Source organism: Vogesella oryzagri, assembly GCF_040148885.1.
GTDB lineage: Bacteria > Pseudomonadota > Gammaproteobacteria > Burkholderiales > Chromobacteriaceae > Vogesella > Vogesella oryzagri.
The window spans coordinates 226328-250207 of sequence record NZ_JBEFLD010000002.1; the positions used below are offsets into that span (position 1 = coordinate 226328).

Sequence of the window (23880 nt, forward strand, 5' to 3'; positions counted from 1 at the left end):
GCTTTGTCAGTGAACGGCACAATCGCTTGCGCCACCGCCAGCAGAGCGCGCGGCGGAAGAAACACGGTGTCGCACTGCCAGCATGGCAGCAGGATGGGGAAAGATGCCGGCCGGCCTAGCATTTTCCATGGCAATGTCGACCGGGATACATTGCTTGGCGCCCCCGGCACAGCAAAACCATGCCGTAATGGAAGTATTACCCGGACAGCAACCGAAGCAGCCATCTCCGGGCGGTTAGCGGAGCGGCAAGGTAGTACGCACCAACCGCTTTGATGGCCCCAGTTTGGGCAAGTACCGGCGGCAGCATGTCACAGCGAGATATCTGTCCCGCTTGAATATCCACCGTGCCGTTCCGTGCTTGATGATTAACCCGCAGCCATGATTTTTGGATAAAACAGCAAGGGGCTTCCATTGCATACCACGACAGTACTTGCCGCGACTGACTTTGCGTTCCAGCTGGCCGGCCGTAACGCCACACTGGAGGACATTTTCCCCGGCTTCCAGGACAGCGATCGAATCGGCATCGTGGTGAATCAACCATGTGGGGCGATGGGGGCAAGCTCCCTGCTAATGGCGGCGGCCACCCATTTTTATGCGGTGCATCGGCAGCAACTGGGAAATGAACCGGGAAAACGTAGAATCTATCCAGACTACTTTATTTTCCATGTGGGGAAATGCCATGGCAACCATGCACAATTGGATGTGTGGCCGCCACACAAGGAAGTGATCGTGGCGGATGATGCCGAGCAAATACTGGAGGCAATCAACGACCGCGGCATCACCCGGCTACTGGTTGAAGACCTGCCATTCTGTTCTGCCACTTTTCTGCGAGAAACGCTGGCCAGTGCCAGTCGGCGAATCCGGACCGTACTGGCCTACTCTTCGAGCGGTCGAGTCCGGCACGGCGATATTATCTGCACGCATAGTCTTCCCGTAGAAGGCTATATCCGGAAGATGCTTGGCGACTCGCAAGCGCTGGTCAAATTACCGGAAAAACAATACAGCAGCCTGCTGCAGGCCCGGGAAAACCTGCTTGCAGACGAGCAGGTCATGGAGCAATACCGCAGGATCGAATTGAGCACGGCCTTTGGCATGCTAACGTCGAACAGCAACCCCAGCGCACTCACGCAGCACTACATAGCTACCAGCCACCCGGATGCCGCCATTGTGCTGAATAAAGCGTGAACGCTGCCTGGAGCTTTCAGAGAGACGACCACGGCGGCAGACAACCGCCGGCTTCCCCCGGATTCGTGCAAAACCCTTAAGGCGGATATCGCCGGGGGGCGGTGGTGCTGGATAGCCGACGGCATAGACAGCACCCACCACGTTGGCCGCAGAGCGGCTGGTTCATGCCGATCAGGCCGCCGGCCGGCCGGTGCGCCGGGGGAGGCTTCGGCCCGGCCCAAGCCGCCAGTCGGCGAGGCGGTAGACCGCGGCCGGTTGAGATAGCAAACCGGCCGTGCCCTTGCCCGGCTTAACCGCGCCCCATTTACTTGAGACTGCCGCGCAGGAACTGCTGCAGGCGCTCGCTGGAAGGCTGCTGGAACAGGCGCTGTGGCGGCCCCTGCTCCTCGATGCGGCCCTGGTGCAGAAAGATCACGTGGCTGGACACCTCGCGGGCGAAGCCCATTTCGTGCGTCACCACGATCATGGTGCGGCCCTCCTCCGCCAGCGCCTGCATCACTTTCAGCACCTCACCCACCAGCTCCGGGTCCAGCGCCGAGGTCGGCTCGTCGAACAGCATCACCTCCGGCTCCATCGCCAGCGCGCGGGCGATGGCCACCCGCTGCTGCTGGCCGCCGGACAGCTGCGACGGGTACTTGGCCTCCACCCCGGCATTCAGCCCCACCTTGGCTAGGTATTTGCGCGCCCGCGCCACCGCCTCGTCGCGGCTGATGCTCAGCACGTGCAGCGGCGCCTCGATCACGTTCTCCAGCACCGTCATGTGCGCCCACAGGTTGAAGTGCTGGAACACCATTGCCAGCTTGGTGCGCACCTCAATCAGTTCCCGCTGCAGCGCACTGCTGCGCCGCCCGGCGGACGGGGCGTGCAGCACATGCGCGCCCAGCGCCACGCTGCCGGCACACGGTGTTTCCAGGAAGTTGATGCAGCGCAGGAAGGTGCTCTTGCCGGAGCCGGACGAGCCGATGATGCTGATCACATCGCCCTTTCGCGCTCGCAGCGAAATACCCTTCAGCACCTCGTGTGTGCCGAATTTTTGGTGGATGTCGTCCACCATCAGTGTGTACATGCTATGTCTCCTTGCCGGGCTCAGTGGCTGCCGGTGTGCAGAAAGGCCAGCCAGCGCCGCTCCAGCCGCCGGAAAATCCAGACGATCAGGAACGACACGGCGGCATAGATCAGGGCCGCGGTGCCAAAGGCTTCGAACGAGGCATAGGTGGCCGAATTGACATCGCGTGCCACTTTCAACAGCTCCGGCACCGTGGCGGTGAAAGCGATGGGCGTGGCGTGCAGGATCAGGATCACCTCGTTGCTGTAGTTGGGCAGCGCGCGGCGCAGCGCCGCGGGCAGGATGATGTGGCGGTACATCGCCCAGCGCGACATGCCGAAGGCCTCGGCGGCCTCGATCTCGCCGTGCGGAATGCTGCGGATGGCGCCGGCCAGGATCTCGGTGGTGTAGGCGCTGGTATTCAGCACGAAGGCCAGCAGCGCGCAGTTGAAGCCGTCCTGGAAAAACTGGTTCAGGTCCGGCTGCTGCTGCACCAGCTGCAAGCTGTACACGCCGGAGTAGATGATCAGCAGCTGGATGTACAGCGGCGTGCCGCGGAAGAAATAGGTGTACAGGTACACCGGCACGCGCAGCCGGCGCCTGGCCGACACCCGCGCCACCGCCAGCAGCACCGACAGCGGAAAGCCGATGCCGATAGTGGCCAGCAGCAACAACAGGGTCATGCCCAGGCCGGACAGGCGCTGGCCGTCGCTCCACAGATAGGCCAGCCAGTACTGTTGCAGGATCTCGATCATAGCCGTCCCTCCTTCACGCCCAGGTTGTAGCGCCGCTCCAGGCGGTGCAGCAGCAGGCTGGACACGGTGGTGATCGCCAGATAAATGAAGGCGGCCAGGAAGCTGAACTCGAACAGCGCCATGGTGCTGCGGCCGGCATCCTGGGTGACCTTGACGATGTCGGCCAGGCCGATGATGGACACCAGCGCCGAGGCCTTGATCAGCACCTGCCAGTTGTTGCCGAGACCGGGCAGTGCGAAGCGCATCATCTGCGGGAACAGCACGCGGCGGAAGGTCAGCAGCCGCCCCATGCCGTAGGCCGCTGCCGCCTCCAGTTGGCCGCGCGGCACCGCCAGAAACGCGGCACGGAAGGTCTCGGTGAAATAGGCGCCGTAGATAAAACCGATGGTGACCACCCCGGCGCTGAACGGATCGATATCGATCTGCGCCAGCGCCAGCGCATCGGTCAGCTGGTTCAGCGCGATCTGCAGGCTGTAGAACAGCAGCAGCATCAGCACCAGATCCGGCACGCTGCGGATCAGCGTGGAATAGCCCTGCGCCAGCCGGCGCAGCAGCGGCTGCGGCGACAGCTTGCACAGCGCGCCCAGCAGGCCGAACACGATGGCCAGCAGCAGCGACAGCAACGACAGCTTCACCGTCATCCACGTGCCGTCGATGATCTGGGCCTCATAGCCATAGAACAGCATCGGTGCTCCTTTCGAAAAAAACCGCCATTGGCGAGAGTGAACCAATGGCGGAAAGTGCAACTGAACCGGTTGCAACTGGGAGGAGGACTCAGTTGTTGTAGATGTCGAACGAGAAATACTTGGCGGCCAACTTCTGGTAGCTGCCGTCCTGCAGCATGGCGGCCAGCGCCTTGTTGATCTGCTGTCGCAGCGCCTCGTCTTCCTTGCGCAGGCCGATGCCGGTGCCGATGCCGAAGACTTCCGCGTCTTTCAGCGTGCCGCCGGCAAATTCGAAATTGGCGCCCTTGCTGCTCTTCAGCAGGCCATACTCGGCTTCCACCGCATCCTGCAGGCTGGCCTGGATGCGGCCGGAAGTCAGATCCTGGTACACCTGCTCCTGGTTCTGGTACGACACCACGTTGACCCCGGCGGCTTCCCAGCGCTTCTTGGCATAGCTTTCCTGCACCGTGCCCTGCTGCACGCCGATGCGCAGCCCCTTCAGCGACTCGGCGGTCGGCTGCAGCTTGCTGCCCTTGCGCGCCACCATGCGGGTGGGCGAGTTATAGGTGCGGTCGCTGAAGGCGATCTGCTTCTTGCGTGCCTCGGTGATGTTCATCGAGGCCAGGATGGCGTCGAACTTGCGCGCCTTCAGCGCCGGGATCAGGCCGTCGAAATCGTTCTCCACCCACACGCACTTGGCCTGCAGCCTGCGGCAAATCTCGTTGCCCAGATCGACGTCGAAACCGGCCACGCCGCTGGCAGTCTTGAACTCGAACGGCGCATAGGCCGGGCTGGTGCCGAACTTCAGCACATCGCCGGGTGCGGCCAACGTTACGGCGGACAGACAACCCAGCGACAGGGCAAACAGGGCTTTCTTCATTTCTCGTTTCTCCTTGCAGTACCGGCCTGGCTGGCCGGCTTATCTTTTTGGCGGCAGAAAGTTTTCGGCCACCATGCAGCGCGCACCGCCACCGCCCAGGTCCTCGATGGTGTCCAGTGGCGCGTGCGCCACCTGGCCGCAGGCCAGCAGCCGTGCCTGCTGCGCCGGGGTGAAGCTGTGCCAGGCGCGGCTGGACATGGCGAACACCGCGCCGCCGGCGGCATCCGCCAGCTCAATCACGTTGCCGCAGAAGCTTTCCATCTGCTGGTAGTCGATATCGATGATTTCGCGGCCAGCCAGCTGCAGGCTGGCGCGCAGCCGGTCGCGCTGCTGTGGGTCGCGGATGGACTGCAGGCACACCACCGCCAGGCGGCGGCCCACCGCCATCATCACGTTGGTGTGGTAGATGGCCGCGCCGTGGCGATCGACGGCGTCGAACGGCAATGCCCGGTAGCCCAGCTGTGGCAGCAGCGCGTCCAGCACCGCCGGGTGGCTGCGCGAGGACAGACAGACGTAGGCGACGCGCGCCTGGTGGTCGAACACGATGGAGCCGGTGCCTTCCAGAAACTGCCGCTGCGCCTCGAAGCCGCTCAGGTCGGTTACCGACTCGATGTAAAAATCCTGGCGCAGGCGCGCCAGCGTGCTGTCACGGCGCTCGCGGCGGCGGTTGGGTGCCTCCATCGGGTACAGGAACACGCGGCCGTCGGCGTGCATGCTGATCCAGTTGTTGGGGAAGATGGAGTCAGGGGTATCACCCGGCTGCTGGTCCTCGATCACCAGCACCTGCACCCCGGCGGCGCGCAGCGCGGCGACGTAGCCATCGAACTCGCCGCGGGCGGCGCTCTGCGCACAGTCCGGCTGCTGCTCCGGCTTCTGGAACCGGTTGGATTCGCTGGTTTCCGGGTTGGAAAAGAAATTCACCGGACGCACCATCACGATATTGCGGGTGGTTTGTTGCATGCTGCGATTTCCCTATGCCATTTATGCCAGCATGGCAAACAGGTTTTTCGGATTTTCCGGCTGCGGAATCAAATCGATAAGCTGGCCGATATTCAAATCGCTGGCCTTATCCAGTACAAAACGCAGTGCGGAAAAATCCTCCAGCGCAAAACCCACCGAATCGAATACCGTAATATCGTCGGCATTTTCACGACCCGGTTTCTGCCTATTTAATACCTGCCAGAATTCGGTTACCGGGAAATCCGCCGGCATTTGCTGGATATCGCCCTCGATACGCGTTTGCGGCTCGAATTCCACAAACACGCGGGCCATGTGCAGGATGTCGGCATGCAGTTCGGTCTTGCCGGGGCAGTCACCGCCCACCGCGTTGATGTGCATGCCGGGACGCACCATGTCAGGGGTGAGGATGGTGGCGTAGTTCTTGTCGGCGGTGACGGTGGTGATGATGTCGGCGTCGCGGCAGGCCTCACGGCTGCTGGCGCAGGCAGTGAGGCGGATGCCGGCAAAGCCTTCCAGGTTCTGCTGCAGCTTGCGCGTGGCGGCGGCATCGATGTCGTAGAGGTAGAACTGCGAGATGCCCAGCAGGCGGTGGAAGGCGATGATCTGGAACTCGCTCTGCGCGCCGTTGCCGATGATGGCCATGCTGCGGCTGTCCGGCCGCGCCAGTACGCTGGCGAACAGCGCCGAGGTGGCGGCGGTGCGCAGTGCGGTGGTAATGGTCAGCTCGCTCAGCAGCAGCGGGCTGCCGGTGGCCACTTCCGCCAGCGCGCCAAAAGCCATCACCGTCAGCAGATTATCGCGGGTATTTTTCGGGTGGCCATTGACGTATTTGAAACCATAAAACTGTGCATCGGATGTCGGCATCAATTCGATTACGCCATCACGCGAGTGATTGGCGACGCGGGCACATTTCTCAAATTGTTCCCAGCGTCTATAATCAGATTCGATATAATCTGCCAGCTCGCCGATAAAATTGGCAACGCCAATCCGGCTGACAATATTGCGAATGTCACGGGTGTCGATATAGCGTGTCATAACCACTGCCTTTCGGAAAATGTGTCGTGGTGTTGTGTTTTCTGGACGCTATTTTCCCTACAGCAGTTGCCAATATGAAGTTGCAGAAATGTGCAATTTTTATTGGTGACTTTACAAACTGCCAAGGCAATCTAACAATATGTCAATGAACGATACCGATCGACAGCTGCTGGCCCTGCTGCGCGACAACGCGCGCATGTCCGTCACCGAACTGGCGCAGAAGCTGCGTGTCTCGCGCGCCACGGTGCAGAACCGTATCGACAAGCTGGAACAAAGCGGGGTGATCATCGGCTACACCGTACGGCTGAAGCCGGAGGCGGAAGAGCACCGCATCCGCGCCTGGATGGGCATTGCGGTGGAAGGCAACAAGGCACCGGCCGTGCTGCAGGCGCTGCGCGGCGAGCCGCATGTCTATGCGCTGCATTCAACCAATGGCCGTTGGGACATCGTCACCGAGCTGCGGGCAGACACGCTTGAACAATTTGACAGGGTGCTGGGTCGAATCCGGTTGATACCGGGAATTGCCGCCACGGAGACCAGCATCCTGTTGTCCACGCACAAGGTTTGAGGGTGTTGCCTGCCTCTCCGCGCCAGCGCAAGAAGCAGTGAGTCAGCACTCGCTTTCATGGCGGCGCCTAGGACGGAAGCAGCCATGTTCGGCGGCCGCAAGGTTGGCCGCGGGGACCGAGTGGTACGGCCAGGGTTTTTCCCTAAACTGAATCGTTCCAAACCAACTGCCTACTGCAGCGTCACCACCATGGAGGAGGAAGCGTATGTGGCACAGACTTGCCTTGTTGCTAGGCCTGTTGCTCTCTATTCCTGCCTGGTCCGAAACGATTACTGTTGCCGCTGACCCGTATCCACCTTTCGTAGATTCGACGCAGCCAAAGCAGGGGATTACCTTGCAAATTGTCCGCGCTGCATATGCCACCCAAGGCTACGACATAGAGATGCACTTCGTGCCCTGGGCGCGAGCGATCAATGCCGTAAGGAATGGCGAATACGATATCTTACCCAATGCATGGTGGACACAGGAGCGAACAACGTTCCTGCTGTATAGCGCTCCCTACCTAAAGACGGAGATCAAGTTCATCAAGCGTAAAGGTGATCCATTCGAGTACACCGGGTTGGAAAGCCTGAACGGAAAGACGGTGGGTATCGTCCGCGGGTATGGCTATGGCGACCTATTCCTCAATGCCACCAACTTTGCGCGCCCCGAAGTCGGCAGCATCATGCAGAACATCAAGAAGCTGCTACTCGGCAGAATTGATCTGACCCTGGAAGACGAGATTGTGGTTCGCTCACTGCTGAAGCAGGATGCGCCGGATCTGCAGCAGCAGATCGAGTTCACACAGAACCCGCTGTCCACCCAGGAATTGCATGTCACCAGCGGCTTGAAGAACCCGCGACACAAAGCCATCATTGAGGCGTTCAACAAGGGGCTCGCCGCCATCAAGGCCAACGGCACATACGATAAAATTCTCACCGAGAATGGCCTGAAGCGGCCGTAGCTACGCATCGGGGAAGGCCCCCTGATGTGTTCCCTTACACGCCAAGTACGGCCACCTAGCGCCACACCCCGGTATTGGAGCCCAGGTAACTCTGGGACGACCTTGGACTTGAATCGCGCCTTGTCTGCCAGATAGTTCAAGGCTGTTTTCAAAGTGACAGCAGCCAGTGAACGTGCGAATGGCTGCTTCGGTCACGCAGCACACCTTGCGCGCCATATCCTTCCGGTCAAACCAAACAATCACATACAAAAAGAGGCCCTTCCGGGCCTCTTTAGTTTGGAGCAGTTGGAAACAAGCGGATCATGTCTTTGTTGTGACGTGACTTGATTGTCACGTGACAGACTTCATTTTTTCCGCTGTTAGAAACAAATAAAGTTCTTTCCAAAACCAACCGTAAGTGATTGATTTTAAAAAGCCGCCCACTATCTCAGGTTAGAAAAAGTTCTTTACCACATTGTAAAAATCTGGAATTTAAGTGAATTTAACAGATATTAAAGTCCTTTCTTCTGTTTCCACCAAGTACGGAACCAAATGCAGGTGCAGTCTACTTCTCGAATGCCACCTCATTGGCCGAAGCGATCACTCGCAGTCACAACCAAGGAAGACCGCTTAAGGTTGATTGCCGTCATTCGTTTCGAGATGCCGATTGTCGGCGATGACCGGAACATGACTTTCAGACTGCGGCAGCCCGGCCAGCTGCTCAATCACGAAGTCGTAGGAAGAAGTCCTCGTCAGCGCAGCAGTGGAAGAGTGCTGGCCGTGCGCCTACGCCAAGCGAAACAGGCGGCGGGAGCGAACTGCGCCTTCCCGTGGGGTTAATGACAACAAGCAGCCCTTTTGAACTAAGACCGCCTCGATGATCAGCACACGACCGTTTCGACGACGCCAGCGTCGGTGAGTAACTGGTAAAGGTCCGAGACCTTCTGGCGGTCACCTCGCTCATCACAGAACATGAACACAGCGCGTTGCTTGGCACGGGACAGCGCGACGAAGAACGTCGCAAGCCCCTCCGGATTGCCTGGCGTGTGGCTCCACCAAGACTTGTCGTCCAACCCGACGAAGGCAATCGTGTCGTACTCAAGGCCCTTGCTCTTATGCACGGTGAGAAGTGGAACTTGGTCCGTGCCTTCGTACAGGTCCAGACATGCAGCCCAGCTCTCAGTGGCTTCTGCGCACTCGCTGAGATGAATGGCGAGCCCCTCCCGAATCAGCTGGGCCATGTCATTGCGCTGATAGCGGACATGGGAGCGAACAATGCGCTCCATACTGAGGAACTCATAGACCATGTCGACGGCGGCTCCTGCGGCGGACTCCGTCGGCATATGTACGTCTAGGAAGCTTCGCAGCTCGCCCAGAAATCGCTCCAATGTGGTCTCAACGTTTCTTGTGCCGAAGGTAGCCGCGTATCGGCTTGCAGTGCTACACGCAACTGAGGACGTGGAAAATGCTTTCTCAGCCTTAGTCAAACGGGAGGAGCAGGCTACCGTCCTAGCACGGGGTGTTGGCTCACTCGACCGTGCCCGATCGGCTTCGTTTGCCGCCTATCAAAAAGGAGTCGTCAGCCTAATCGAGGTTCTGCAAGCCGATGAAAGCTTGCTCCGTACCTCCGACGCACAAGCACAGGCGCAAACAGAATCGGCACGTGCAGCGGTCGCAGCCTTCAAGGCACTGGGCGGTGGTTGGCAGCCTCGTGGGTCTGAGGTACTGGCAATCAAGTAGCAACAGGGGCAAACCCGGATTTCGATGCAAACCTGCCATTGCGAATCTCTCTACTCACCGACTCCTTTAGTCGAACTGAAGCTGGCCTGACTGACGAGTCGACAGTTGGCCAGCGGTGGTGCCTGTCTTACCATAATCGAGAAAGGGAGTGGTCACATTTTGAAACCCAACATCATATTTTTTAGCATCATGGTGACCACACTGGGCTTAGACTAGGGAATGCAATGTTTCAGCCAACACTCGAAGATTCATCAGATCGTCGCTTTGTGCCGGCATCACCAGATAGTAGCCGTGCTCACCCGAGTGGAATTGTGGGAATGGCATAACAAGCTCGCCATGGCTGAGCTGGCTCTGAAATAACCGGGGATCTCCCAAAACAACACCGTAACCCTGCACTGCGGCGCTGGTTGCCACTTCCAATGAGTCGAAAACTAGGTGCTGCCCCGGCAATGAATCAGTTGAAAACTGTCTCCACCAAGCTTGCCATTCATCCCGGCTGGCATTTGCATGGATCAGTCGACAAGTCTCCATTTCCGCCGGACTGTGTAGATCAATGGCCAGCGCTGGACTGCACATGGGCGTGAGCTGTTCAGGGAAGAGTAGTTCTGCATGCAGACCGTCCCACTGCCCATTGCCACGGACAATCATGGCATCAAACTCGGTATTGCTAAATTCGGGGGTATCACTAACTGCCGTACTTATCTCCAGATGAGTACCTGACAAGCATTGCTGAATTGCATCAAGACGGGGTAGAAACCATCGCAAGGCAAATGTGGAAGGCAGACGTAGCCGAATGCTGGTTTGTGGCTCCCTAGGCCTGCTGGAAAAGGCAGACAAGGACCCAAGCAAATGAGTAGCCAATGCATACAGCGCCTCACCATCGGGTGACATGCTCATTCCACTTGGCGTACGGTAAAACAGCATCATTTGGTAATGCTGCTCCAGTTGCTGGATCTGTCGGCTGACTGCTCCCTGGGTACGACAAAGCTGCCGGGCCGCACGTGTCAAACTCCCCAGACTGGCAACAGCAACAAATGCTTGCAGCCCCATCATGGATGGCAACGGCCTGGTCAGTGCATCCAGGGGGTATGCATGGAGTGCATTCCCCCCTTCAGAATTAGTCGATATTCCGCTCATGATAGTCTTTGCTAAGGTCTGGCTTCCAACTTGAGAAGGAGAGACTGATGTCTGATGTAGAAGCAAATTTTTTTGCGGGGAAGCTGAAAGAGTACCTGCGCGAGCTTGAAAAGAGCAATGTTGATGGTGTCGTCGCCTTGTTTGCCGAGGATGCCAAGATCTACTCCCCCTTACTGGGCTGGGTCAGTCCGCAACCGTTTTATAGCAAACTGGCTGATGCATCCGGAAACAGTACGATCACCTTGCTGGACATCTACCAAAGCACAGAAGGCAATCGTTCTTCATGCGCATTTTTCCGCTACGACTGGGTACTGCGAGATGGAAGCAAGGTCAGTTTTGATTGCGTTGATGTCTTTGATTTCAACGATGACGGCCTGATTGAGAAGCTTGTCATCGTTTATGACACGCATCAGATACGTGGAGACCTAGGAGATCGTTTTGTGTAACGGCCCCTCCAGATTAGGGTCGAGAACATTGAGCAATACATTGCCCAGGCAACAGCGGCAAGTGGGATAGATGACTAGCTGCTTCCGGTTCGAAGCAGCCTTTTTCATTTGCTGGGCGAGTGACGAGGTTACCCGAGTATCATGTCTTGCGACCCATACATTTCTAGTTCGTCAAACCAAGCAGTCGCATACGAAAAGAGGCCCTTCCGGGCCTCTTTTTTTTGATCTACCAGCAACAAGCTGGCAATGCTGATGCAATGAAAAACGTAATGTCTTCAATCACCAAATGGTAAAGTACTTTATTTATTGAGAAAGAACTTTATTTTATCGGAAAGAACTTTATTTTATAAAAACATCCGCCACATTTAATGACAATTAATTATTCAACAGTCACGCTCTTGGCTAGATTACGTGGCTTATCCACATCGGTGCCACGCGCCAACGCCACATGATAGGCCAGCAGCTGCACCGGGATGGAATGCACGATCGGGCTGAGGATGCCCACGTGGCGCGGGGTGCGGATCACGTGCACGCCGTCGGACTCGCTGAAGTGACTATCGGCGTCGGCAAACACGAACAGCTCGCCGCCACGGGCGCGCACTTCCTGCATATTGGACTTCACCTTCTCCAGCAGCGCGTCGTTAGGGGCAATCACCACCACCGGCATGTTCTCGTCCACCAATGCCAGCGGACCATGCTTGAGCTCGCCAGCCGGGTAGGCTTCGGCATGGATGTACGAGATTTCCTTCAGCTTCAGTGCACCTTCCAGCGCGATCGGGTAGTGCAGGCCGCGGCCGAGGAACAGCGCGTCGTTCTTGGCTGCGAACTGCTGCGACCAGGCGGTGATCTGCGGCTCCAGGTTGAGCGCGTGCTGCACGCTGCCCGGTAGGTGGCGCAGTTCGTCCAGATACTGAGCTTCCTGCTCGGCAGTCACGCGGCCACGCACCTTGCCCAGGGTTACCGCCAACGCGAACAGGCTGACCAGCTGGGTAGTGAAGGCCTTGGTGGAAGCGACGCCGATTTCGGCGCCGGCGCGGGTGTAGAACACCAGGTCGGAGGCACGCGGAATGGCCGATTCGCGCACGTTGCAGATCGACAGCGCGTGGCGGTGGCCCAAGCTGCGCGCGTATTTCAGCGCTTCCATGGTGTCCAGCGTCTCGCCGGACTGCGAGATGGTCACCACCAGGTGCTGTGGATCGGCGAAGGCGTCGCGGTAGCGGTATTCGCTGGCGATTTCCACATCACACACCACGCCGGCGATGCTTTCGATCCAGTATTTGGCGGTCAGGCCGGCGTAGTAGCTGGTGCCGCAAGCCAGGATCTTCACCCCGCTCAGCGTCGGCAGCACGTTGGCCGCAGCAGCGCCGAACAGTTCGGCGCTGAAACCGTCGTCAAGAATCGCCTCGATGGTGTCGGACAGCGCTTTCGGCTGCTCGTGGATTTCCTTCTGCATGAAGTGGCTGTACGGGCCCAGCTCCAGCGAGGCCAGCGACACGTCGGAGACGTGCACCTTGCGCACCACCGGCTGGTCGTCCTTGTCGATCAGCGTCACGCCGTCGCGAGTCAGCAGGCCGATGTCGCCCTCTTCCAGGAAGATCACGCGACGGGTGGCGGACAGGATGGCGGAGACGTCGGAGGCGATGAAGTTCTCGCCCTCGCCGAGGCCGACCAGCAGCGGGCAGCCCATGCGTGCGCACACCAGTTCGTCCGGGCGGTCCAGCGCGATGACGCCGATGGCGTAGGCGCCGGTCAGCTCGCGGGTGGCCTTGTGCACTGCGCGGAACAGGTCTTTTTCCTGCAGGTAGTACTGGTGCACCAGGTGGGCGATCACCTCGGTGTCGGTCTGCGATTCGAACACGTAGCCGGCGGCTTTCAGCTCGGCGCGCTTCTGTTCGTGATTCTCGATGATGCCGTTGTGCACCACCGCAATCAGGCCGTGCGACACGTGCGGGTGGGCGTTGTATTCGGTCACGCCGCCGTGGGTGGCCCAGCGCGTGTGGCCGATGCCAAGCTGGCCCTGCACGTTGTCGGCCTGTGCCGCGGCCTCCATTTCCGCCACGCGGCCAACGCGGCGCACGCGGGTGATCTGGTCACCAGCGTGTACGGCGATGCCGGACGAGTCATAGCCGCGGTATTCCAGGCGCTTCAGGCCCTCGACCAGCACGGACACGATATTACGGTTGGCGATGGCGCCGACGATGCCGCACATGTTTTATCTCCTTGAATGATCAGACAGCGACGGGGCGCAGATCAGCGTCACCCCCTTGGCTTGAATACTGTCCCGGGCTTCCGGCGACAGGGCGTCGTCGGTCACCAGGGTCTGAATGCGCGCCCACGGCAGTTCCAGATTGGGAATGCGGCGCCCGATCTTGTCGGACTCCACCATTACCACCACTTCGCGTGCCACTTCGGCCATCACCCGCGACAGCCCCACCAGCTCGTTGAAAGTGGTGGTGCCACGCGCCAGGTCGATGCCATCGGCGCCGATGAACAACTGGTCAAAATCGTAGGAGCGCAGCACCTGCTCGGCCACCTGCCCCTGGAACGATTCGGAATGCGGGTCCCAGGTGCCGCCGGTCATCAGCAGCGTGGGTTCGTTTTCCAGCTCGCGCAACGCGCCGGCCACATTCAGCGAATTGGTCATCACGATCAGCCCGCGCTTGTGGCCCAGCAGCGGGATCATGGCGCTGGTGGTGGTGCCGCTATCGATAATGATGCGGTTGTGGTCGCGAATGCGTTCCGCCGCCGCACGGGCGATGGCGAGCTTTCGCTCCGAAATACGGGCCGGGTCACCACTGTTGACCATCTCTGCCGGTAGCGATACCGCGCCACCGTAGCGGCGCAGCAACAGGCCACCGGTTTCCAGCAGCGCCAGATCCTTGCGGATGGTCACTTCGGAGGTGGAGAAGCGCCGGGTCAGCTCGTCGACGCTGATTTCACCGCGCTCCTGCACCAAGGCGACGATGGCGTGGCGACGTTGCTGCGTGTTTCGCTTGGTCATCAAATATTTCGTTTCGAAAGTTTTGCGAAATATATCAGCGAAACATGCCGCCGACAAGTACTGCTGTCGCCACAGCAAGCATGCCCATGCGGCCAACCTTGCCCCGCGTACAGGCAAGAAAAAACCGCCCGGCAGCTGGCCTGGGCGGTTATTGGTGAACGCAGCTAGCGTCAGCTCTTCTTCTGCGGCCGCTGCCAGCCGGGCACGGTCAGTTGCTTGGCGCGCGCCACCGTCAGTTGCTCGGACGGTGCGGTCTTGGTGATGACCGAACCGGCACCGATGGTGGCACCATCCTCCAGCGTCACCGGCGCCACCAGCATGCTGCCGGAGCCGACGAACACGCCGTTGCCAATGGTAGTACGGAATTTGTTCACACCGTCGTAGTTGCAGGTCACCGTGCCGGCACCGACATTCACCTTGCTGCCGATGTCGGCATCACCAATGTAGGTCAGGTGGTTGACCTTGGAGCCACTGCCGATGGTGCTCTTCTTCACTTCCACGAAGTTACCGATATGCACGTGGTCGGCCAGCTTGGCACCCGGACGCAAACGCGCATATGGGCCCAATTGGCAACCAGCGCCCACTTCGGCGTCTTCCAGGTGCGAATACGGCGCGATGCGCGTGCCCGCCGCCACGGTGACATTCTTCAGTACGCAGTAGGCGCCGATCTGCACCCCGGCGCCCAGTTTGACCTGGCCTTCGAACACGCAGCCCACATCGATGCTGACATCCTCGCTGTGCTCAAGTTGGCCGCGGATATCGATACGCGCCGGGTCAGCCAGGGTTACCCCGGCAGTCAGCAGCGCGCGCGCCTGGTTCAGTTGCAGCTGGCGCTCCAGCTCGGCCAGCTGCAGCTTGTTGTTCACGCCGGCGGCTTCCCAGCTGGCGCCCACGGTCACGCCCGGTACCGCGATGCCATCACGTACCGCCAGCGCAATGACGTCGGTCAGGTAGTACTCGCCCTGGGCGTTGCCGTTCTTCAGTTCCGCCAGCCAGCCTTCCAGCCGCGCGTTGGGCAGCACCAGCATGCCGGTATTGATCTCGCGGATCGCCTTCTGCTGCGGGTCACAATCCTTGTCTTCGACGATGGCCACGATGTCGCCGCCAGCATTGCGCACGATGCGGCCATAACCGCTGGCATCGGCCAACACATCGGTAAGCAACGACATACCGCCTTCGGCTGCGGCCAGCAGCTGCTGCAGCGTGGACAGGGTGGTGAGCGGCACGTCGCCGTACAGCACCAGGGTGTGGCCATCTTTCGGCAGGTGCGGCAGCGCCATCTTCAGCGCGTGGCCGGTACCCAGCTGCTCGGCCTGCAGCGCCCACTCCACGTCCGCATCCGTAATCGTCGCGCGTACCTGTTCGCCGCCGTGGCCGTACACCACCACGATCTTGGCCGGCTGCAGCTGGCGGGCCGTGGCGATCACGCGCGCCAGCATGGGTTGGCCGCCAATCGGGTGCAGCACCTTGGGCAGTGCCGAATACATGCGCTTGCCTTTACCGGCAGCAAGAATGACTACGCTGAGGGATTCCATGGATGCGTCCGCAACAATCTAGGTGAATAGCCCGCCATTATGCGGGGCTTTGCAGAAATGAAAAAGGCTGCCACTTGCGTGGCAGCCTGCGACTATACACTTGGCGCTTTCGCGCTATCAGTGCACGCGCTTGCGGAGGTATTCCAGCGCCTTGAGCTGGGCGATGGCCGCTGCCAGGGCAGCATGGGCCTTCGCCGTATCCAGGTCGTCGGTAGCGTGCTTGAGGGATTCCTCGGCAGCACGTTTGGCCTCGTTGGCGCGAGCTTCGTCGAGATCCTCACCGCGGATCGCCGTATCGGCCAGAACGGTGATGTGGGTGGGCTGTACTTCCAGCAGTCCGCCGGAAACAGCCACCAACACTTCGTCCTTGCTGCCCGGTACTGTCAGACGCAGTACGCCAGGCTTGATACGGGTCAGAAGCGGCACGTGACGTGGGTAAACACCGATTTCGCCTTCCAGCGCCGGCGCAACCAGAAACTCGGCTTCGCCGGAGTAGATCTGCTGCTCGGAGCTGACCACTTCCACATGCATCTTGGCCATGAGCCGTCTCCTTGATTACAGGGTCTTGGCTTTTTCCGCAGCTTCGTCGATACCACCAACCATGTAGAACGCTTGTTCCGGCAGGTGGTCGAATTCGCCGCTGAGAATCGCCTTGAAGCCCTTGATCGTTTCCTTCAGCGGAACGTATTTGCCCGGGGAACCGGTAAATACTTCAGCTACGTGGAACGGCTGCGACAGGAAGCGCTGGATCTTACGCGCACGGTATACGGTGAGTTTGTCTTCTTCAGACAGTTCATCCATACCCAGAATCGCGATGATGTCACGCAGTTCCTTGTACTTCTGCAGGGTGGACTGCACGCCGCGGGCGACGGAGTAATGCTCCTCGCCTACAACCAGCGGATCCAGCTGACGGGAAGTGGAGTCCAGCGGGTCAACGGCCGGGTAGATACCCAGCGACGCGATGTCACGGGACAGAACCACGGTCGCATCCAAGTGGGCGAAGGTGGTAGCCGGGGACGGGTCGGTCAAGTCATCGGCAGGTACGTATACGGCCTGGATGGAGGTAATGGAACCATCCTTGGTCGAGGTAATACGTTCTTGCAGGCGACCCATTTCTTCCGCCAGCGTCGGCTGATAGCCCACGGCAGACGGCATACGACCCAGCAGCGCGGACACTTCGGTACCGGCCAGGGTGTAACGGTAGATGTTGTCCACGAAGAACAGAACGTCACGGCCTTTGCCGTTGGCATCCTTCTCATCGCGGAAGTGCTCGGCCATGGTCAGACCGGTCAGTGCAACACGCAGACGGTTACCCGGCGGTTCGTTCATCTGACCGTACACCATTGCCACTTTATCAAGGACGTTGGAGTCCTTCATTTCGTGGTAGAAGTCGTTACCTTCACGGGTACGTTCACCAACACCGGCGAATACGGACAAACCGGAGTGTGCCTTCGCGATGTTGTTGATGAGTTCCATCATGTTAACGGTCTTGCCCACACCGGCACCACCGAACAGGCCCACCTTACCGCCTTTGGCAAACGGGCACAGCAGGTCAATAACCTTGATGCCAGTTTCCAGAAGTTCGGTAGCGGAGGACAGTTCGTCGAACTTCGGCGCAGCCTGGTGAATGGCGCGAGTGTGTTCGGAAGCTACCGGGCCGGCTTCATCAACCGGGCTGCCCAGTACGTCCATGATACGACCCAGGGTGGCGGCGCCAACCGGTACCGAAATCGGTGCACCGGTGTTGGTGATTGCCATGCCACGCTTCAGGCCGTCCGAGCTACCCATAGCAATGGTACGCACAACGCCATCGCCCAGCTGTTGCTGGACTTCAAGCGTCAGGTCTGCGTCAACCAGCTTCAGGGCATCATAAACCTTTGGCATGGCGTCGCGCGGAAACTCCACGTCGACCACCGGGCCAATGATTTGTACGATTTTGCCTTGGCTCATTATCGGTTCCTAACTCAATAAACTTTTACAGTCTGCGACGGTTATACCGCTGCGGCGCCAGACACGATTTCCGACAGCTCTTTGGTAATTGCTGCCTGACGTGACTTGTTGTAAACCAGACGCAGTTGCTTGATCGCGTTACCGGCGTTATCCGTTGCTGCCTTCATGGCCACCATACGGGCAGCCTGTTCGGAAGCCATGTTCTCGGCCACAGCCTGATACACGACGGACTCCAGGTAACGCTTGACCAGAAACTCCATGACGTCGGTGGCACTCGGCTCGTACACGTAATCCCAAGCATGGGCGTGCTCGACAACCATGTGTTCCTCGGTCAGCGGCAGCAACTGTTCCAGCGCCGGCTCCTGTTTCATCGTATTGATGAAACGGGAGTACACGAGATAAACCGCATCCAGTTCGCCTTCAGCGTACTGTTTCAACAGCACTGTAAGCGGGCCAATCAGTTTGTCCATCTTGGGCACATCGCCCAGATGCACTGCGCTTGCCACAACGTTCAATTTGGCGCGCTGGCTGGCGGCCAGGCCTTTTTGGCCCAGGGCGCACACCTGCACATCGACACCTTGTGTCTGCAGCTCGCTAACCTTGGCGTAAAAGCGCTTGATGATGTTGGCGTTGAGGCCACCACACAAACCCTTGTCCGAGGTTACAACGATAATGCCGGCACGCTTGATTTCGCTGCGACGGGCAAGCAGTGGGTGCTCCAGATCCGTATTGGCCGAAGCCAGGTGCGCCATGACAGCACGCACCTTTTCGGCGTAAGGACGGGCAGCGCGCATACGCTCTTGCGTTTTGCGCATCTTGGAGGTCGACACCATTTGCATAGCGCGGGTGATCTTCTGCGTGTTCTGCACGCTTCGGATCTTGGTGAGAATCTCTTTACCGACTGCCATATCCTGAACCTTTCTTTAACTCTAGGTATCCGAAAGACTCAGCTTAGAAGCTGTAGCCAGCCTTGAACGATTCGATCGCCTTGGCCAGTACTTTTTCATTGTCGGCAGACAGGTCACCAGACGCATCGGTCGCGGTCAGCACGTCGGCGTGGTTAGCGCGAACGTAGGCCAGGAACGCGGCTTCGAATGCCAGAGCACTCTTCACCGGTACGTCTTCGTAGTAACCCTTGTTCACCGCCCACAGCGTCAGCGCCATTTCGGCGGTCGACAGGGTGGAGAACTGTTTCTGCTTCATCAGCTCGGTAACCACTTCACCGTGTTGCAGCTGCTTGCGGGTTGCTTCGTCCAGATCGGAAGCAAACTGCGAGAAGGCTGCCAGTTCACGATACTGGGCCAGAGCCAGACGAATACCGCCGCCCAGCTTCTTGATAACCTTGGTCTGAGCCGCACCGCCCACGCGCGATACCGAGATACCGGCGTTAATGGCCGGACGGATACCTGCGTTGAACAGATCGGTTTCCAGGAAGATCTGACCGTCGGTAATCGAAATTACGTTGGTCGGAACGAAAGCGGAAACGTCACCAGCCTGGGTTTCGATGATCGGCAGCGCGGTCAGGGAACCGGTCTTGCCTTTCACGGCGCCAGCAGTCAGTTTCTCTACTTCATCCACGTTGATGCGGGAAGCGCGTTCCAGCAGACGGGAGTGCAGATAGAAAACGTCACCCGGGTAAGCTTCGCGGCCCGGAGGGCGACGCAGCAGCAGGGAAATCTGACGGTAGGCTACAGCCTGCTTGGACAGGTCATCGTATACGATCAGAGCATCTTCACCGTTGTCACGGAAGAATTCACCCATCGCGCAACCGGAGTACGGTGCAATGAACTGCAGGGCAGCGGCTTCGGAAGCGGTAGCGGCAACCACGATGGTATGACCCATCGCGCCGTGCTCTTCCAGCTTGCGTACCACGTTGGCGATGGAGGACGCTTTCTGACCTACGGCAACGTAGATACAAATAACGCCAGTGCCTTTCTGGTTAACGATCGCGTCCAGTGCAACGGCGGTCTTACCAGTCTGGCGGTCACCAATGATCAGCTCACGTTGGCCGCGGCCAACCGGAACCATGGAGTCGATAGACTTCAGGCCGGTCTGCATCGGCTGCGATACCGATTGACGGGCAATAACGCCCGGAGCAATCTTCTCGATCGGGGAAGTCTTGGTCGCATTGATCGGGCCTTTGCCATCGATCGGCTGACCCAGCGCGTTTACCACGCGGCCAACCAGTTCACGACCCACCGGCACTTCCAGAATGCGACCGGTGCACTTCACTTCCTGACCTTCGGAAATGTGCTCGTACTCGCCCAGGATCACGGCACCTACGGAGTCACGCTCCAGGTTCATGGCCAGGCCGAAGGTGTTGCCCGCAAACTCGAGCATTTCACCCTGCATGACGTCTGCCAGACCATGGATACGAACGATGCCGTCGGTTACGGAGATCACGGTACCTTTGGTACGGGACTCAACGCCTTCGGACAGGTTCTGAATCTTGGCCTTGATCAGGTCACTGATTTCAGAGGGGTTCAACTGCATGATCTCTCCTAATTCTTGAGGCTTGCGGCCATTGCCTGCAGTTTGCCGCTGACAGACGCATCAATCACGTCGTCACCAATCAGGATACGTACGCCACCGATCAATTCCGGTACTTCACGCACGACGATGCGTACGGATTTGGCGTATTTATGACTGAGAGATGCGGTCAGTTCGGCTTGCTGGGCATCGGTCAGGGCAAAAGCGGTTTCGACAGTAGCGTCGATCACACCTTCAGCCTGAGCCTTCAGCACTTCAAACTGGGCGGCAATTTCCGGCAGCAGCGTCAGACGGCGGTTTTCGATGAGGGCAACAACAAAGTTACGCACTTCGTCAGTTGCCTTATCACCCAGCACGTCAAACAACAGCGCCTCAATCTCTTGCGCGGTATGTTTCGGGTTGGTGACGACTTGCGTCACGTCCGGGTTCGCCACCATGGCAGCCAGCCACGCGAGAGCTTCCGACCACTTGCTCTGGGTCTGCTGCTCGGTGGCAAGGCTGTATACCGCTTCGGCGTAGGGCCTTGCTACGGTAATGAGTTCTGCCATGAGTTAATTAAAACTCCGCTTTGATGGAGGCCAACAGATCCGCGTGCTTGGCTGCATCGATCTCTTTGCGCAGGATTTTTTCTGCGCCGGTTACGGCCAGACCAGCTACCTGCTCACGCAGGGCTTCCTTGGCACGCAACACTTCCTGATCGATCTGGGCCTTGGCGTCCGCCACGAGTTTCGCACCTTCGGTACGAGCCACGTCTTTGGCTTCTTCCACGATCTGGCTGGCACGCTTTTCAGCAGCGATAACGAGTTCGGTAGCCTGTTGTTTGGCTTGACGAAGTTCGTCTGCTACGCGCTTTTCAGCCGCTTCCAGATCCTGTTTGCCGCGTTCTGCAGCGGCCAAGCCATCAGCGATTCGCTTGGCACGCTCTTCCATCATGTTGGTAAGCGGAGGCCAAACAAACTTCATGGTGAACCATACCAGGATGGCGAAAGTGATCGCCTGGCCCAGTAGTGTTACGTTGAATTCCACGCTTGTTTTCCTCCAGTGTGGTTACGACAACAACCGTTTCCGCTTAAAAATTAAGCGCCAGCTTTCAGTGCAGCAACAGCAGCGGTCAGGAACGGGTTGTTGAAGGTGTACAGCATTGCAACACCCACACCGATCATGGAAATGGCGTCCAGCAGACCAGCAATAATGAACAGCTTGGTTTGCAGAACCGGGATCAGTTCCGGCTGGCGAGCGGACGACTCCAGGAACTTGCCACCCAGGATGGCGAAGCCCAGAGCGGTACCGATAGCGCCGAGGCCAATGATCAGGGCTGCAGCCAGAGCGGTCATGGACTGGATCTGAGAAACGAGAGCTTCCATTTAAATCTCCTAAAGACTAATGCAAGGATGGTTTGAGAAAAGGTACTAAAAAAACACAAAAAATCAGTGATGCTCAACTGCCAGGCTCAGGTACACGATGGTCAGCATCATGAACACGAAGGCCTGCAAGGTGATAACCAGGATGTGGAAGATGGCCCACGGCGCACCCAGCACCCACTGCACACCCCACGGCAGCAGCGCGATCAGGATGAAGATCAGTTCGCCGGAGTACATGTTACCGAACAGACGAAGCGCCAGAGAGATCGGCTTGGCAGCCAGTTCCACCAGCTGGAACGCGAAGTTCACCGGCGCCAGGATAATGATCATCGGCAGGCTTTCGGCATGGAACGGCGCGGTAAACAGCTCCTTGATCCAGCCACCCAAGCCCTTGGCCGAGATGGAGAAGCCGATGATGCACAGCATCACGGACAGCGACATGGCGAAAGTGGCGTTCACGTCGGCGGACGGTACGACGCGGAAGTAAACGTGATGCGGGTCATGACCCAGCGCGGCGCCGATGTTGCCGGCAATCCACGGCAGCAGGTCAACCGGCAGCATGTCCATGGCGTTCATCAGGAACACCCACACGAAAATGGTCAGTGCCAGCGGGGCAACAACCTTGCTCTTGGCGTGGAAAATTTCCTTCACTTGGGTATCGACCATCTCAACGATGGACTCTACAAACAGTTGCAGACGGCCCGGGTTTTCCAGTTTAGCGTTACGGGCAACCTTGGCAAAAATGCCGACAAACAGGAAGCCCAGCAGCAGGGAAATGGAGAAGGTATCGACGTGCAGACTCCAGAAACCGCCCTCGTGCGAGGAGTTCCAGAACGTCAAGTGGTGCTGAATATACTCAGTTGCGTTACTTGCCATTGCGTTGGTCTCGATTATTGCTCAAAAGCCCGAACCAGTAGCCGGATGTCGCGGCGATATAGCCTGCAAACAGTCCCGCTACCGATAAATCCTTGAAAAATGCGAACGTAGCCGCAAATAACAGGACAGTGACAACAAATTTCACCGCCTCTGCCTGGTAATGCGCCCGCATCAGTGCTGACGGAGCTGCCCGCTGCACCTTGCCGGCGATCCGCACATACAGCAGGGCGGGCATGATGGCACATAGCCCGCCTATCAGTACAGACATTGGTACGCTGGGCACTGCACCAGCAATGAGTACGCTCACCAGCATGGCCAGCAAAGTCAGTCTGACCTGCGCGCGCAGTACGCGCTTGGCGTCCGTATTAATCATGTCTGAATCTGAAAAAATCGAGCGATTATAGGCTTGAGCTGACGAGAGCGTCAACTTTGCCCATTGGCATCTGTACATTTGTAACCAAGCTGTCAGCAGCTTGATTTTGCTTGAAGTTTTTCAAGTAGTCCGTCAAGTTCATCCAGACTTGCATAATCGATGATCAACTTGCCGCGCCCCTTGCCGGAATGGCGAAACGAGACCGACATCCCCAGACGGTCCGACAGCAGCCCCGCCAGCCGGTCGATATCCGGATCGCGACGCGCGGCACCGTCCGTTTTGTGGCCAACCTTGCCGCTTGCCGGCGCCTGCTGTACCCGCTGTTCCACCTCGCGCACTGTCAGACCTGCCGCCACGATCTCCTGCGCCAGCGCCACCTGCTCGATCACCGGCAACGGCAACAAGGCGCGAGCATGCCCCATCTCCAGCTGCCCCTGATGCAGCATGTCCTGCAACGGCTGCGGCAGCGCCAGCAGCCGCAATAGGTTGCTGACCGCGCTGCGCGAGCGTCCCAGCGCGGCAGCAGCTGCTTCATGGGTAAGAGCAAATTCGGCGATCAGTCGCTGAATGCCACGCGCCTCTTCGATGGGGTCCAGATCTTCGCGCTGGATATTTTCGATCAACGCCATCGCCAGCGCGGTTTCATCCGCCACACTGCGCACCACCGCCGGGATTTCCTGCAGGCCGGCCAGCTGGCTGGCGCGCCAGCGACGTTCGCCGGCGATCAGTTCGTAATCACCCAGTCCGACTTCGCGCACCACCACCGGCTGAATCACGCCCTGCGACTGGATGGATGCGGCCAACTCCTGCAGCGCCTCGTCCGCCATAAAGCTGCGCGGCTGATATTTGCCGGGGCGGATGCGATGAAGCGGCAGCGAGGTCAGGCGATCATCCGCCACCTCGACCGTGGAGAGGAGCGCGTCCAGGCCGCGCCCGAGTCCTTTCAGTTTGGCCAT

Annotated in this window: 26 protein-coding genes; 5 read left to right on the plus strand and 21 right to left on the minus strand. The window is 58.9% G+C overall.

The features are described from left to right. The first annotated feature begins 411 nt into the window (after positions 1–411). Positions 412–1185, plus strand: a complete 774-nt coding sequence (locus tag ABNW52_RS03765; RefSeq protein ID WP_349584223.1) for a hypothetical protein — start codon at positions 412–414, stop codon at positions 1183–1185. Between the two features lie 304 nt (positions 1186–1489). Here ABNW52_RS03765 and ABNW52_RS03770 read toward each other — a convergent pair whose 3' ends face one another. From ABNW52_RS03770 to ABNW52_RS03795, 6 genes are all read right to left on the minus strand, one after another. Further along, positions 1490–2251 carry an ABC transporter ATP-binding protein gene (locus ABNW52_RS03770; RefSeq protein ID WP_349584226.1) on the minus strand — a complete coding sequence of 254 codons (762 nt, stop codon included), beginning with the start codon at positions 2249–2251 and terminating at the stop codon, positions 1490–1492. A gap of 20 nt (positions 2252–2271) precedes the next feature. Continuing rightward, entirely contained in the window at positions 2272–2985 is a 714-nt protein-coding gene (gene hisM, locus ABNW52_RS03775) for a histidine ABC transporter permease HisM (RefSeq protein ID WP_349584229.1), read from the minus strand. After that, positions 2982–3671, minus strand: coding sequence for an ABC transporter permease (locus ABNW52_RS03780; protein ID WP_349584231.1), 690 nt, complete (start codon positions 3669–3671; stop codon positions 2982–2984). The genes hisM and ABNW52_RS03780 overlap by 4 nt, the downstream gene beginning before the upstream one ends. Before the next feature lie 88 nt (positions 3672–3759). Next, positions 3760–4530: an ABC transporter substrate-binding protein gene (locus ABNW52_RS03785; RefSeq protein ID WP_349584234.1), complete on the minus strand. Its 771-nt coding sequence runs from the start codon at positions 4528–4530 to the stop codon at positions 3760–3762. A gap of 39 nt (positions 4531–4569) precedes the next feature. Next, complete coding sequence (ctlX, locus tag ABNW52_RS03790) at positions 4570–5490, minus strand: citrulline utilization hydrolase CtlX (RefSeq protein WP_349584237.1); 921 nt, start codon at positions 5488–5490, stop codon at positions 4570–4572. Between the two features lie 21 nt (positions 5491–5511). After that, a complete protein-coding gene (locus tag ABNW52_RS03795; RefSeq protein ID WP_349584240.1) occupies positions 5512–6525 on the minus strand; it encodes an ornithine cyclodeaminase in 1014 nt (337 codons plus the stop codon). A gap of 145 nt (positions 6526–6670) precedes the next feature. On the opposite strand from ABNW52_RS03795, the gene ABNW52_RS03800 reads away from it, so the two are divergent. Both ABNW52_RS03800 and ABNW52_RS03805 read left to right on the plus strand, forming a co-directional pair. After that, positions 6671–7093: an Lrp/AsnC family transcriptional regulator gene (locus ABNW52_RS03800; protein WP_349584243.1), complete on the plus strand. Its 423-nt coding sequence runs from the start codon at positions 6671–6673 to the stop codon at positions 7091–7093. Positions 7094–7298: 205 nt separating this feature from the next. Then, the gene (locus ABNW52_RS03805) at positions 7299–8036 is read left to right on the plus strand and encodes a substrate-binding periplasmic protein (protein WP_349584246.1); all 738 of its coding nucleotides are present in this window, start codon (positions 7299–7301) and stop codon (positions 8034–8036) included. 860 nt (positions 8037–8896) lie between these two features. Here ABNW52_RS03805 and ABNW52_RS03810 read toward each other — a convergent pair. After that, positions 8897–9322, minus strand: a complete 426-nt coding sequence (locus ABNW52_RS03810; RefSeq protein ID WP_349584248.1) for a 3'-5' exonuclease — start codon at positions 9320–9322, stop codon at positions 8897–8899. Between ABNW52_RS03810 and ABNW52_RS03815 the strand changes: the two genes are divergently transcribed. After that, complete coding sequence (locus tag ABNW52_RS03815) at positions 9321–9755, plus strand: TolC family protein (protein ID WP_349584251.1); 435 nt, start codon at positions 9321–9323, stop codon at positions 9753–9755. The two genes, ABNW52_RS03810 and ABNW52_RS03815, sit on opposite strands and share 2 nt — an antisense overlap. 207 nt (positions 9756–9962) lie before the next feature. On the opposite strand, the gene ABNW52_RS03820 is transcribed toward ABNW52_RS03815, so the two are convergent. Then, the gene (locus tag ABNW52_RS03820; protein WP_349584253.1) at positions 9963–10808 is read right to left on the minus strand and encodes a LysR substrate-binding domain-containing protein; all 846 of its coding nucleotides are present in this window, start codon (positions 10806–10808) and stop codon (positions 9963–9965) included. A 131-nt stretch (positions 10809–10939) separates the two neighbouring features. Between ABNW52_RS03820 and ABNW52_RS03825 the strand changes: the two genes are divergently transcribed. Continuing rightward, positions 10940–11338, plus strand: a complete 399-nt coding sequence (locus ABNW52_RS03825) for a nuclear transport factor 2 family protein (RefSeq protein WP_349584256.1) — start codon at positions 10940–10942, stop codon at positions 11336–11338. A gap of 379 nt (positions 11339–11717) precedes the next feature. Here the strand turns inward: ABNW52_RS03825 and glmS are convergent, their stop codons facing one another. The 13 genes from glmS to ABNW52_RS03890 all read right to left on the minus strand — a co-directional run bounded on the left by glmS (position 11718) and on the right by ABNW52_RS03890 (position 23880). After that, positions 11718–13547 carry a glutamine--fructose-6-phosphate transaminase (isomerizing) gene (gene glmS / locus ABNW52_RS03830; RefSeq protein ID WP_349584259.1) on the minus strand — a complete coding sequence of 610 codons (1830 nt, stop codon included), beginning with the start codon at positions 13545–13547 and terminating at the stop codon, positions 11718–11720. A 3-nt stretch (positions 13548–13550) separates the two neighbouring features. Continuing rightward, positions 13551–14339 (minus strand): DeoR/GlpR family DNA-binding transcription regulator, encoded by a 789-nt coding sequence (locus ABNW52_RS03835; protein WP_349584261.1) that lies wholly within the window; start codon positions 14337–14339, stop codon positions 13551–13553. Positions 14340–14509: 170 nt separating this feature from the next. Continuing rightward, the gene (gene glmU, locus ABNW52_RS03840) at positions 14510–15874 is read right to left on the minus strand and encodes a bifunctional UDP-N-acetylglucosamine diphosphorylase/glucosamine-1-phosphate N-acetyltransferase GlmU (protein WP_349584264.1); all 1365 of its coding nucleotides are present in this window, start codon (positions 15872–15874) and stop codon (positions 14510–14512) included. Between the two features lie 117 nt (positions 15875–15991). Beyond that, entirely contained in the window at positions 15992–16414 is a 423-nt protein-coding gene (locus tag ABNW52_RS03845) for a F0F1 ATP synthase subunit epsilon (protein ID WP_088966117.1), read from the minus strand. Positions 16415–16429: 15 nt separating this feature from the next. Then, positions 16430–17824 carry a F0F1 ATP synthase subunit beta gene (gene atpD, locus ABNW52_RS03850; RefSeq protein WP_349584267.1) on the minus strand — a complete coding sequence of 465 codons (1395 nt, stop codon included), beginning with the start codon at positions 17822–17824 and terminating at the stop codon, positions 16430–16432. A gap of 41 nt (positions 17825–17865) precedes the next feature. Beyond that, positions 17866–18732 carry a F0F1 ATP synthase subunit gamma gene (atpG, locus tag ABNW52_RS03855; protein WP_349584269.1) on the minus strand — a complete coding sequence of 289 codons (867 nt, stop codon included), beginning with the start codon at positions 18730–18732 and terminating at the stop codon, positions 17866–17868. A 43-nt stretch (positions 18733–18775) separates the two neighbouring features. Then, a complete protein-coding gene (gene atpA, locus ABNW52_RS03860) occupies positions 18776–20317 on the minus strand; it encodes a F0F1 ATP synthase subunit alpha (RefSeq protein ID WP_349584272.1) in 1542 nt (513 codons plus the stop codon). A gap of 8 nt (positions 20318–20325) precedes the next feature. Then, positions 20326–20862, minus strand: coding sequence for a F0F1 ATP synthase subunit delta (locus tag ABNW52_RS03865; protein ID WP_349584275.1), 537 nt, complete (start codon positions 20860–20862; stop codon positions 20326–20328). 7 nt (positions 20863–20869) lie between these two features. Next, entirely contained in the window at positions 20870–21340 is a 471-nt protein-coding gene (locus ABNW52_RS03870) for a F0F1 ATP synthase subunit B (protein WP_349584277.1), read from the minus strand. Positions 21341–21390: 50 nt separating this feature from the next. Continuing rightward, the gene (gene atpE, locus ABNW52_RS03875) at positions 21391–21678 is read right to left on the minus strand and encodes a F0F1 ATP synthase subunit C (RefSeq protein WP_174876065.1); all 288 of its coding nucleotides are present in this window, start codon (positions 21676–21678) and stop codon (positions 21391–21393) included. Positions 21679–21741: 63 nt separating this feature from the next. Beyond that, positions 21742–22551 (minus strand): F0F1 ATP synthase subunit A, encoded by an 810-nt coding sequence (atpB, locus tag ABNW52_RS03880; protein WP_349584280.1) that lies wholly within the window; start codon positions 22549–22551, stop codon positions 21742–21744. Beyond that, positions 22541–22924 (minus strand): ATP synthase subunit I, encoded by a 384-nt coding sequence (locus ABNW52_RS03885; protein WP_349584282.1) that lies wholly within the window; start codon positions 22922–22924, stop codon positions 22541–22543. Before ABNW52_RS03885 ends, atpB begins: the two co-directional genes overlap by 11 nt. 92 nt (positions 22925–23016) lie before the next feature. Continuing rightward, the gene (locus ABNW52_RS03890) at positions 23017–23880 is read right to left on the minus strand and encodes a ParB/RepB/Spo0J family partition protein (RefSeq protein WP_349584285.1); all 864 of its coding nucleotides are present in this window, start codon (positions 23878–23880) and stop codon (positions 23017–23019) included.

Coding starts and splice junctions, on each gene's coding strand:
- atpB (WP_349584280.1), bottom strand. CDS start 22,551: ATGGCAAGTAACGCAACTGAGTATATTCAGCACCACTTGACGTTCTGG.
- ABNW52_RS03805 (WP_349584246.1), top strand. CDS start 7,299: ATGTGGCACAGACTTGCCTTGTTGCTAGGCCTGTTGCTCTCTATTCCT.
- ABNW52_RS03890 (WP_349584285.1), bottom strand. CDS start 23,880: ATGGCCAAACTGAAAGGACTCGGGCGCGGCCTGGACGCGCTCCTCTCC.
- ABNW52_RS03800 (WP_349584243.1), top strand. CDS start 6,671: ATGAACGATACCGATCGACAGCTGCTGGCCCTGCTGCGCGACAACGCG.
- ABNW52_RS03865 (WP_349584275.1), bottom strand. CDS start 20,862: ATGGCAGAACTCATTACCGTAGCAAGGCCCTACGCCGAAGCGGTATAC.
- atpA (WP_349584272.1), bottom strand. CDS start 20,317: ATGCAGTTGAACCCCTCTGAAATCAGTGACCTGATCAAGGCCAAGATT.
- hisM (WP_349584229.1), bottom strand. CDS start 2,985: ATGATCGAGATCCTGCAACAGTACTGGCTGGCCTATCTGTGGAGCGAC.
- ctlX (WP_349584237.1), bottom strand. CDS start 5,490: ATGCAACAAACCACCCGCAATATCGTGATGGTGCGTCCGGTGAATTTC.
- ABNW52_RS03815 (WP_349584251.1), top strand. CDS start 9,321: ATGTCGACGGCGGCTCCTGCGGCGGACTCCGTCGGCATATGTACGTCT.
- ABNW52_RS03770 (WP_349584226.1), bottom strand. CDS start 2,251: ATGTACACACTGATGGTGGACGACATCCACCAAAAATTCGGCACACAC.
- ABNW52_RS03885 (WP_349584282.1), bottom strand. CDS start 22,924: ATGATTAATACGGACGCCAAGCGCGTACTGCGCGCGCAGGTCAGACTG.
- glmS (WP_349584259.1), bottom strand. CDS start 13,547: ATGTGCGGCATCGTCGGCGCCATCGCCAACCGTAATATCGTGTCCGTG.
- ABNW52_RS03795 (WP_349584240.1), bottom strand. CDS start 6,525: ATGACACGCTATATCGACACCCGTGACATTCGCAATATTGTCAGCCGG.
- atpE (WP_174876065.1), bottom strand. CDS start 21,678: ATGGAAGCTCTCGTTTCTCAGATCCAGTCCATGACCGCTCTGGCTGCA.
- ABNW52_RS03825 (WP_349584256.1), top strand. CDS start 10,940: ATGTCTGATGTAGAAGCAAATTTTTTTGCGGGGAAGCTGAAAGAGTAC.
- ABNW52_RS03810 (WP_349584248.1), bottom strand. CDS start 9,322: ATGGTCTATGAGTTCCTCAGTATGGAGCGCATTGTTCGCTCCCATGTC.
- atpG (WP_349584269.1), bottom strand. CDS start 18,732: ATGGCAGTCGGTAAAGAGATTCTCACCAAGATCCGAAGCGTGCAGAAC.
- ABNW52_RS03845 (WP_088966117.1), bottom strand. CDS start 16,414: ATGGCCAAGATGCATGTGGAAGTGGTCAGCTCCGAGCAGCAGATCTAC.
- atpD (WP_349584267.1), bottom strand. CDS start 17,824: ATGAGCCAAGGCAAAATCGTACAAATCATTGGCCCGGTGGTCGACGTG.
- glmU (WP_349584264.1), bottom strand. CDS start 15,874: ATGGAATCCCTCAGCGTAGTCATTCTTGCTGCCGGTAAAGGCAAGCGC.
- ABNW52_RS03820 (WP_349584253.1), bottom strand. CDS start 10,808: ATGATGGGGCTGCAAGCATTTGTTGCTGTTGCCAGTCTGGGGAGTTTG.
- ABNW52_RS03835 (WP_349584261.1), bottom strand. CDS start 14,339: ATGACCAAGCGAAACACGCAGCAACGTCGCCACGCCATCGTCGCCTTG.
- ABNW52_RS03780 (WP_349584231.1), bottom strand. CDS start 3,671: ATGCTGTTCTATGGCTATGAGGCCCAGATCATCGACGGCACGTGGATG.
- ABNW52_RS03785 (WP_349584234.1), bottom strand. CDS start 4,530: ATGAAGAAAGCCCTGTTTGCCCTGTCGCTGGGTTGTCTGTCCGCCGTA.